This window comes from Oleiphilus sp. HI0061 (assembly GCF_001635675.1).
In genome coordinates this window covers 1-918 of the sequence record NZ_LWFE01001808.1, presented here as the reverse complement: position 1 = coordinate 918, position 918 = coordinate 1, and the positions used below count along the sequence as shown (strand labels likewise).

The 918-nt window shown below is 47.4% G+C and carries 1 protein-coding gene; it reads left to right on the top strand.

Going from position 1 to position 918, the window contains the following annotated elements:
* Positions 1-918: glutamate--tRNA ligase family protein (locus A3735_RS27510; protein ID WP_231882673.1), on the top strand; the 918-nt coding region annotated here is incomplete at both ends.

Genomic DNA, 918 nt, shown 5'->3' with positions numbered 1-918 from the left:
CCTTTCCCCTGCCGAAGCCAAAGAGTATCGTGGTTGGGCGACGTCTCCTGGTAAAGAAAGTCCTTATCGAGAGCGTACAGTTGAAGAGAATTTAGCTGAGTTCGAGAAGATGCGTGCCGGTGAGTACGATGAAGGCGCTTGTGTTTTACGCGCCAAGATCGATATGGCCTCACCAAATATGAATTTGCGTGACCCGATTCTTTATCGTATCCGTAAGGCTTCTCATCATCAAACGGGTGATAAGTGGTGTATTTATCCGAGTTATGATTTTGCTCATGGGCAGGAAGATGCCATTGAAGGTGTGACGCACTCAATTTGTACCTTGGAGTTTCAGGCTCACCGGCCTTTATATGAGTGGTTTACGGAAAACCTACCTGTTCCGAGTAAGCCTCGCCAGTACGAATTTGGTCGTTTGAACTTGAACTATACCGTTACCAGTAAACGTAAGCTTAAGAAGTTGGTGGATGACAGTGTCGTTTCAGGTTGGGATGACCCGCGTATGCCAACGGTATCAGGTATGCGTCGTCGTGGCTTTACGCCCACTGCGCTAAAAAGCTTCTGCGATATGATCCCTGTTTCAAGCAAGAACAATAGTGATATTGACGTGGCGATTCTTGAGCGAGCGATTCGTGATGATTTAAACGACAATGCTGCGCGCGCCATGTGTGTGATGAACCCTATTAAGGTGACGATATCTAACATGGCTGATAATAACGCCCAGGGTGCTGACGAATTGCTGAATGCTGCCTGTCACCCTAGTAAGCCGGAGTTAGGGAGTCGCAGTCTGCCATTTACTGAAACACTCTACATCGAGAAGAGTGATTACACTGAAGATCAAACCTTGTCGCGTAAGAAGTTCAAGCGCTTAGTCTTAGGGGATTATGTTCGCTTGCGTGGTGCCTACATTATCAAGGCCGA